General features: G+C 56.3%; 7 protein-coding genes. 3 read left to right on the top strand and 4 right to left on the bottom strand.

Annotated elements, in window-relative coordinates; genetic code table 11:
- The first annotated feature begins 302 nt into the window (after positions 1–302).
- On the top strand, positions 303–1322 hold the full coding sequence (locus tag HJ536_RS20515; RefSeq protein WP_177159253.1) for a nucleotidyltransferase family protein: 1020 nt from the start codon (positions 303–305) through the stop codon (positions 1320–1322).
- 25 nt (positions 1323–1347) lie between these two features.
- Here HJ536_RS20515 and HJ536_RS20510 read toward each other — a convergent pair whose 3' ends face one another.
- The gene (locus tag HJ536_RS20510) at positions 1348–2094 is read right to left on the bottom strand and encodes a sulfite exporter TauE/SafE family protein (RefSeq protein ID WP_177159252.1); all 747 of its coding nucleotides are present in this window, start codon (positions 2092–2094) and stop codon (positions 1348–1350) included.
- 77 nt (positions 2095–2171) lie between these two features.
- On the opposite strand from HJ536_RS20510, the gene HJ536_RS20505 reads away from it, so the two are divergent.
- Both HJ536_RS20505 and HJ536_RS20500 read left to right on the top strand, forming a co-directional pair.
- Positions 2172–2879 carry a FadR/GntR family transcriptional regulator gene (locus HJ536_RS20505; RefSeq protein ID WP_177159251.1) on the top strand — a complete coding sequence of 236 codons (708 nt, stop codon included), beginning with the start codon at positions 2172–2174 and terminating at the stop codon, positions 2877–2879.
- A 446-nt stretch (positions 2880–3325) separates the two neighbouring features.
- A complete protein-coding gene (locus HJ536_RS20500) occupies positions 3326–4117 on the top strand; it encodes a hypothetical protein (protein WP_177159250.1) in 792 nt (263 codons plus the stop codon).
- 2 nt (positions 4118–4119) lie between these two features.
- Here the strand turns inward: HJ536_RS20500 and HJ536_RS20495 are convergent, their stop codons facing one another.
- From HJ536_RS20495 to HJ536_RS20485, 3 genes are read right to left on the bottom strand one after another with little or no spacing between them, the layout of a single operon-like run.
- A complete protein-coding gene (locus tag HJ536_RS20495) occupies positions 4120–5280 on the bottom strand; it encodes a glycosyltransferase family 2 protein (RefSeq protein WP_177159249.1) in 1161 nt (386 codons plus the stop codon).
- Positions 5277–6278, bottom strand: coding sequence for a glycosyltransferase family 2 protein (locus HJ536_RS20490; protein ID WP_177159248.1), 1002 nt, complete (start codon positions 6276–6278; stop codon positions 5277–5279). Before HJ536_RS20490 ends, HJ536_RS20495 begins: the two co-directional genes overlap by 4 nt.
- Positions 6279–6287: 9 nt before the next feature.
- A complete protein-coding gene (locus tag HJ536_RS20485; RefSeq protein WP_177159247.1) occupies positions 6288–6746 on the bottom strand; it encodes a hypothetical protein in 459 nt (152 codons plus the stop codon).
- Positions 6747–7045 lie beyond the last annotated feature (299 nt).

Raw genomic sequence — 7045 nt, 5'->3', positions numbered from 1 at the left:
GCTGACGTCTACTTCGTGCGCGGCCAGACCATTCTGAAACAGCGAGAAAGGATCAAGCGAAAGACCATCGAAACCCGCCGCATAATCAAACCAACCAGGTGAGCCAGACCCTCTCTTAGATTAGGCTGCAATCTGTCCCAAAATCCCTGACGACGGACAGGGCGTCCAAAAGACGCGGGGCTATTCATTGCCGCACTTCCAATCCCGCACCGGGATGTGTGCAGTAAAAATAAGTTTGCTACATTTTCGCGGCGTATGTATCGTTTAATAAACTGATGCACACAACTAAATAGAGGTCGCAAATGGAGCCGATATCGCACTCCCGAGCAGCTCAGGTCGCGTATCAAGATCTGCTCCGTATGCACCTTGATGAAGCTGCAGCAGAAATCGTTGGCAGTGTCGAGGAACGTCGGCGCAATGGGCGAACCTACCTCTATGACCGCTTCCGCATCGGGACCGAAATGAAGAGCCGCTACCTCGGAGAGGATAGCCCCGATTTACGCGACCGCTTGGCGCGCGCGGCGGAGTTGAAGGCCGCTTCGAAAGAACGCAAAACGCGCATGTCGCGCCTTGCCCGCGTCCTGCGCGCCGAGGGGATGATCGGTACTGATCGGGAGACGGGCTCACTGCTTTTGGCCTTCGCGCGGGCGGGCGTCTTCCGGCTCGGCGGGACTTTGATCGGGACAGCGGCCTATGCGCTCTATCAAGGAGAGCTTGGCGTACGCTTCAACTCGGACGAACTGGCCCAAACCGGAGACATCGATTTCGCAAGCTTTGAAAGGCTTTCGGTGGCTCTGGGTGATCGCGTCGAGGAAGAGCCTGGCGATATCCTTCGCGCCATGAAGTTCGACGCGGTTCCCGGCGTATTCGACCAGCAGATCTGGAAATGGCGCCAAAGCGGCGGCGAGGCGATGGTCGAGTTCCTGACCCCCGCTTTCGGTGACGAAGGCGTTAAGCCGCTTCCAGCACTGGGGGTCAGCGCACAGGCTCTGCATTACCTCAATTTCCTGATCGCAGAACCTATCCACGCGCTGGCACTCTATCGATCGGGCGTTTTGGTGCAAATCCCGCGTCCCGAGCGGTTCGCAATCCATAAGCTTATCGTTGCCAGTCGTCGGCAGGGTGGCCCGGACGAAGCCAAGGCCCGCAAGGATCGCGCGCAGGCCGAATTCCTTATCCGTATCCTCGCCGAAGACCGTCCCGACGACCTCGCCGAAGCCTATGAACATGCGATGACCCAAGGACCGAGATGGCGGGAGCGGATCGGCTCAAGTCTCGACAGGCTGCCAGCGAGCAGGGACCTGCTCGGCCAGATTTCTTAGGCTGACCGGGACTGACCTACCCCGCCTACTTCATGAAAAACAAAGCCGCCATGACGAAGCCCACCGTGATGATGAAGCCGCGCAGCAGAGCCGTGTTCTTGATCCGCCGCGCGAGCGTGGCGCCGACATAGCCGCCAATCGCGCAGGACACCCCGACGACCGCAAGCGAGTTCCAGTTGATCAGACCGGCGGCGATATAGGTCGACACCGACACGACCGACAGAACAAAGGACATCAGGGTCTTGAGCCCGTTCATATGGTGCAGGTTCGTCATCCCGATCAGGCCAAAGGCCGCGAGCAGCAGGATGCCGAGCCCGCCGTTAAAGTAGCCTCCGTAAATTGACACGGCCAACACGATGGCCAGCGCCACAGGCACGGATGTCTGGCGCCCGGTCTTGGTCAGGTAGCGCAGGAACGATGGCCCCACCGCAAAGGCGAGGGTTGCCACCAGCAAAAGCCACGGGACGACGCCGGAAAACAGCTCTTCGGGGGTGACCAGCAGAAGGCCCGCGCCGATCAGACCGCCCACCACCGCCATTGCGATCAGCTGACGCAACGAGGGTTTTCCGCCCCCTTCGAGCTCCTTGCGATAAGCCCAAGCGCTGCTGGCATATCCGGGCAGGGCGGCAAAGGTTGCCGTTGCGTTCGCCATGATCGGGGGCACTCCGGCCCAGACCAGCGCGGGGAAGGACAGGAACGTCCCGCCTCCGGCGATGGCATTCAGTATCCCGGCCCCAAGACCAGCAATGGCGAGTACGACATATGTCAGCATGTTTGTCCTCCTCCTGACGGCGCAGTCTGTTGCATGCCGTTGGATTGGTCTGCAAATTGGTCTGGTTGGAGGAGCCGATGACACGGACGAAACAGATCACCGATGCTCTAGAGCGTTACTTCACCGAAGCTGGCCTCCGCCCCGGTGACAAGCTGCCGCCCGAACGCGAGTTGTCGCGGATCTTGGGCTGTAGCCGGGAAACCCTGCGGCGTGCTTTAGCCGAGCTTGAGATGCGGGGGGACCTGTGGCGGCACGTGGGCCAAGGCACCTTTCTAGGCGCGCGCCCCTCTGGCCATCCGGTGCGCGATGCGATCCTCGTCCAAGGGGCGACCCCATTGCAGTTAATGCAGGCACGGATGACGATCGAGCCATCGGTCGCCGCAGATGCCGCCGCTCTGGCTTCGCCCGCGCAGATTGAATGGCTGAACGACCTGATTGCCCGCGGCCGCGCGGCCACCACCCGATCCGAATGCGAGCAACTGGACGCCGCCTTCCACCGCGCCATTGCCGAGGTCACCGGCAACCCTATCCTGCTGGGGCTGTTGGACTACCTGACAGGCGTGCGCCGCCATGCCGCCTGGCAGCGCGAATGGGAGCAAACCTACCGCCGCCTCGGGGTTTCAACTTTTACGACGTTCCACTCCGAGCAACACGCAGAGGTCGTCAACTGCATTGCCCGAGGCGCAGGTGACGAAGCCGCAACCGCCATGCGCCTGCATCTGGAAACGATTTTTGACGCGATGAAGGGGGGAGCAGCTGACCCGCTCGGCTCGCCATTTAGATAGCGGCCTGCGCTTAGCTAAACCGTGCGATGGGTTCCAGCCTACATCTCCTCTGTTATCGAGAAGACCGCAGTAGTATAGTGCCCTGAAATTTCATAATAGAAACGGCATTCCTGTAGCACAAAACCAGCGTAGTTTAACAAGCCCAAGGCGGTTCTGCTCCTTTGATCAAGGCCATCCGGAGGATCGCTATCGCACCAGTAACGTGGTGCCTTTGTGTAAAAAATGAGCACCCTTGTTTCTCGAGACGCTCTTCGATTTCCTCCTATAAAAGCAGCGGTCTGATATATCCCAGCAGGAAATCGTATGAAACTCACCACTTCCATGAACTAACGATCTGGCGTCACATGTTTTTCAATCGACTATTCAAATCAAAGCGTATCGAGCCCCGCAATGACGTCCTATGGCTTGGCTTGCACAAGACGGGCACAACCTATCTGCAAAAGTCTATGGACCTGTCTGCGGCTGCGATGCTCGAGGCGAAAATCCATTACGTCGAGCTAGAAGAATTCCGCACGTCATGGACACGGCCCCTATTGTACGACAACCAGACCGCAGAGCCCGCACCTGCCAGCATGCCTGAAACGGCAGACTGGCGGCTTGTGTTTGATGAAAACATACTGGCTCTTGTGCAGCACGCCGTTACGCCGCGCGGTATGTACCCAGATGGCGCGGATAGAGCCAAGATAGTTGCGGATTACCTACAGCTAGATAAGCCTCGGATTGTGCTAGGGCTGCGTGGTTTTACAGGCATGATACCTTCGCTTTACTGCGAAGCACTGAAATCAACACCATTTAAACCCTTTGATCGGTTCTGCTCTTTGCCGCTATCGGAGATGAGCTGGCTACCCTTAATTGACAGCATTAGGGCCGCTTTTCCCGAAAGCGAAATGCTTCTGTATCAGGCGGAAAAGCTCCATGGCCGAGAGGCGCAGCTTCTTAGTGAGGTGACCGGAATTAAAGCGTCCGCTTTCAATCTGTTGGAAAACCCGGAACGTCTCGGGTTCTCGCAAGAAGCGGTCGATTGGTTGCACGACGTTTCTAAGTTCAGAACGGTATCCCGCGCTGATGTTCGCTCGGCCGTGAAAGCTCTGCCGAAGGGTGCCAAGCGACCGGGATATGCGCCATGGTCCGAGGACGAGAAAGGCCAGCTTAACGCACAATATATGCGTGACCTTGAGGTCCTACGCGAGCGTGCGGCTCAACCTGAAAACAAACTCAAAATCTTCGAATTCAGGTAAATTTATCCGCTGTCACCAAAATGAAGCGTTTGAATTGCTTCGAAAGCCTTAATCTCTGAAAGCGCGCTAATGCCTTCAGAGGCTGCCGCCATCTGCTCTTCGAAGATGCTTAAACGGGCTTCTAGCGCGGCGATCTGCGCAATCTGGGCCCAATATGCTGTAACGCCGGATATGTTTCCCTTTCGCAGCTCAGCCGCCATAGGCCCAATCGGGACGCGTGAGAACTTCTCTAACGTAGCATCCCAAACCTGATCATTCGGCGCTTTTAGCGATTGGACTGCCTTGGCAGCATAAGGCCAGTGGGCCGTAACCTGCAGGCGCTCAATATGCCACGACATGTTGTCCAGCAGCCAAGTCAGAGCCAAAACTTCTAGGTTCCTGTTGCCTGCCGGATGGTCCGCGCGAATTCCTGCACAAATGGTTTCGTAGTGCGTAAAAAACGCCGACAGTTCGAATCCCGTAGACGTCATCGTCTGACCCGGACGATTGAACCTGTGCGCGCAGAGCACGGCTTCGCAGAAATGGATGCTCTGGGCTTTCCTGCACACACTCCAATGAAACGGGTTGTCTTCGAAAAAGAAGTCACCTTCGGGATAGCGCAGCGCGTGCTTGCGGAGAAAATCCGCGCGGTAGAATTTACGCCAAGGCACAGCAATCATTCGCAGTGCAAGATTGCGGGCAGCTTCCAAGTCAGAAGGGGTGACCAGCTTTGCGCTCGGCCACAGATGTGTATCGGCTGGTTGCCGGAACGTATTTTCTAATTCGTTATATTCGGTGTACCCACCGATAAGGATATCCGGCCGTCCCTGCTCAAAGACCCTGCGGCAAGCGCGGAATCCAGCAGGCTCCATCCAGTCGTCACCATCGACAAAGAACACAGTCTCGCAAGCAGGGTCGCTCAACGCCTCATACAGGCCCACGTTGCCCGCGATCCCAACCCCGCCAATGGTGTTTGTACCCAACAGAACAACCTTGCGCTCAACATCAGGTCCAAAGCCACTTTGGTTCAAAATATCGTCTAGCTGTTCGGCACTCCCATCCGTGGACCCATCATCGACGATAATGACCCGATCCTCCGGCTCCATGCTTTCTGCGAGCGATTTGAAGCACCGATCCAAGTAGGGAAGCACATTGTAGGTGGTCACGATGAAGGACGTCTTCATGGTAAAGGCCTAGTCAGCAATGTGTTAAGCCGGCGTGCCAGCATGGGATCACGAGTTGCCGCTAGCGTCACAAGCGGCACAGACATGTTTGCGAACAGAAAATCTTGAGCCTTGGACATGAATGCTTTGCGCAGCTCTTCATCAAGAAAATCATAAATCCACTGGAATAGGTTCAGGTAAAATTCCAGCGCGGCATCGATGAAAACAATCGAGGTTTCCGGAGCCGAGACCAGAGCCTCTTGAACGGCATTCAGGGCTTCGAAGACTTGCAGTCTGTCCTTACCCGACCGGTTTGTCAGACGCGATCCCCCGGGCGATACGAAATGTTCACAGCATACACGCGTGGACGCTATGATATTGGATGCCCGCATAAAGCTGGTCCAATGTAGCTCGACATCATTGTGCACCATGATTTCGGTGCACTTGATCTGATGGAGGCGCAAAAACTCGGTCTTGTATATCTTGTTCCACGGATAGGCCGAAACACGGCAGAGCCTGGCGGCTTCATCCCGGGTGATCAGACGCGGGTCATTAGGAAGCCCAATCATGTCCCAATGAAATTGATCACTCGCCAAGGGCGCTTCGATGCCTTGGGCCCTGCGGCGGCTATCTACATGGCGGAACAAGCAGAAATCGAAATCCGGCGTGTCTGCTTGGGAAAGGTCTGCGATCAGATCAATGAACTCGGGCAGAATGATATCGTCAGAGTCGAAGTATAGAACATGGTCCGCTTCGACCATTCCCAGCCCGAGATTTCGCGCGTGGCCCGCCCCTCGTTGATCTTCGCTTCGTGCCCAGATCAGGCGAGCATCACCCGCCCAATCACCAAGAGCAATGTTGTCGGCATTACAAGGTGGGTCGGATGCATCATCGACAACGATCACCTGCACAACTTCTGGAAGAGCAAGGACCTGCGGCAAAAGACGCGCTAGCCCCTCGGCATCGTTCCAGACCGGGATGACAACCGCGAGCCTAAACTGATCAGAAGAATGGGCCATCTATCCCCATCACACCGTAAACAGGCGAAGGTCGTTTAACTCGAGGCTGCCGGTTTCTGGCCGGATGAACAGGATCAATTCCCGCCAGTCTGCGGGCGCCATCAAATCTGCGTTCTGGTCGATCTGTAGCGCATCAAGGTGCAAGCTTTCCTCGGAATACGCGATAGCGACCTTCTTGAAAAAGGTGTCTTTGAAACCGTTCGGTCCACCACTGCGCAGACAGGGCCGGAAAGTTGTGGATCGCGGAGCCTGCGATCTGCAGGCAATTCCGAAGATCATGCTCTTGGACAGGTCCATGTTTCCGAGCTTGATATGAAGACCCAACCAACGGGCGGTTCCGTCCACTTTGAACTTCGCCGAAATAAGCTTACCCGGCTTGCTTTGGACTTCGGCCTTCGTAGGTGCCTCGGGGTCAAATGCCATGAAAACGCCCGAAACAATATCTTCTCCGGCGACCAGTTTGGCCATCGGTCGATCGAGTTCTTTCAAAGCCGCTAGGTTCGAGTTTCCTGCGGCTTCAGGGCCCAGATCGAGATTGTGGGGCATTTTTCGCCTTTCTATGCATGTTTAAAAACAAGGCTTGTTGCGGTTGTGGATAGCTGGCGGACCTTTGAGTTGTCAATCACATGGAGGTGTCAAAACAGTTCCTTAAGACGCGTCAAGATTGTAGCCGCACGATTGTCGAAGGTGTGACGATCCCGTACCAACCTATGAAGAGCGGTCGCCCGGGTTTGGCGTTCGAGTGGATTATCTTGGAAGTACTGGAT

This window comes from Donghicola mangrovi (assembly GCF_013377535.1).
Lineage (GTDB): Bacteria > Pseudomonadota > Alphaproteobacteria > Rhodobacterales > Rhodobacteraceae > Donghicola > Donghicola mangrovi.
Note: the sequence above shows the minus strand (reverse complement) of the source record. Positions and strands in the feature narration are given on the sequence as shown.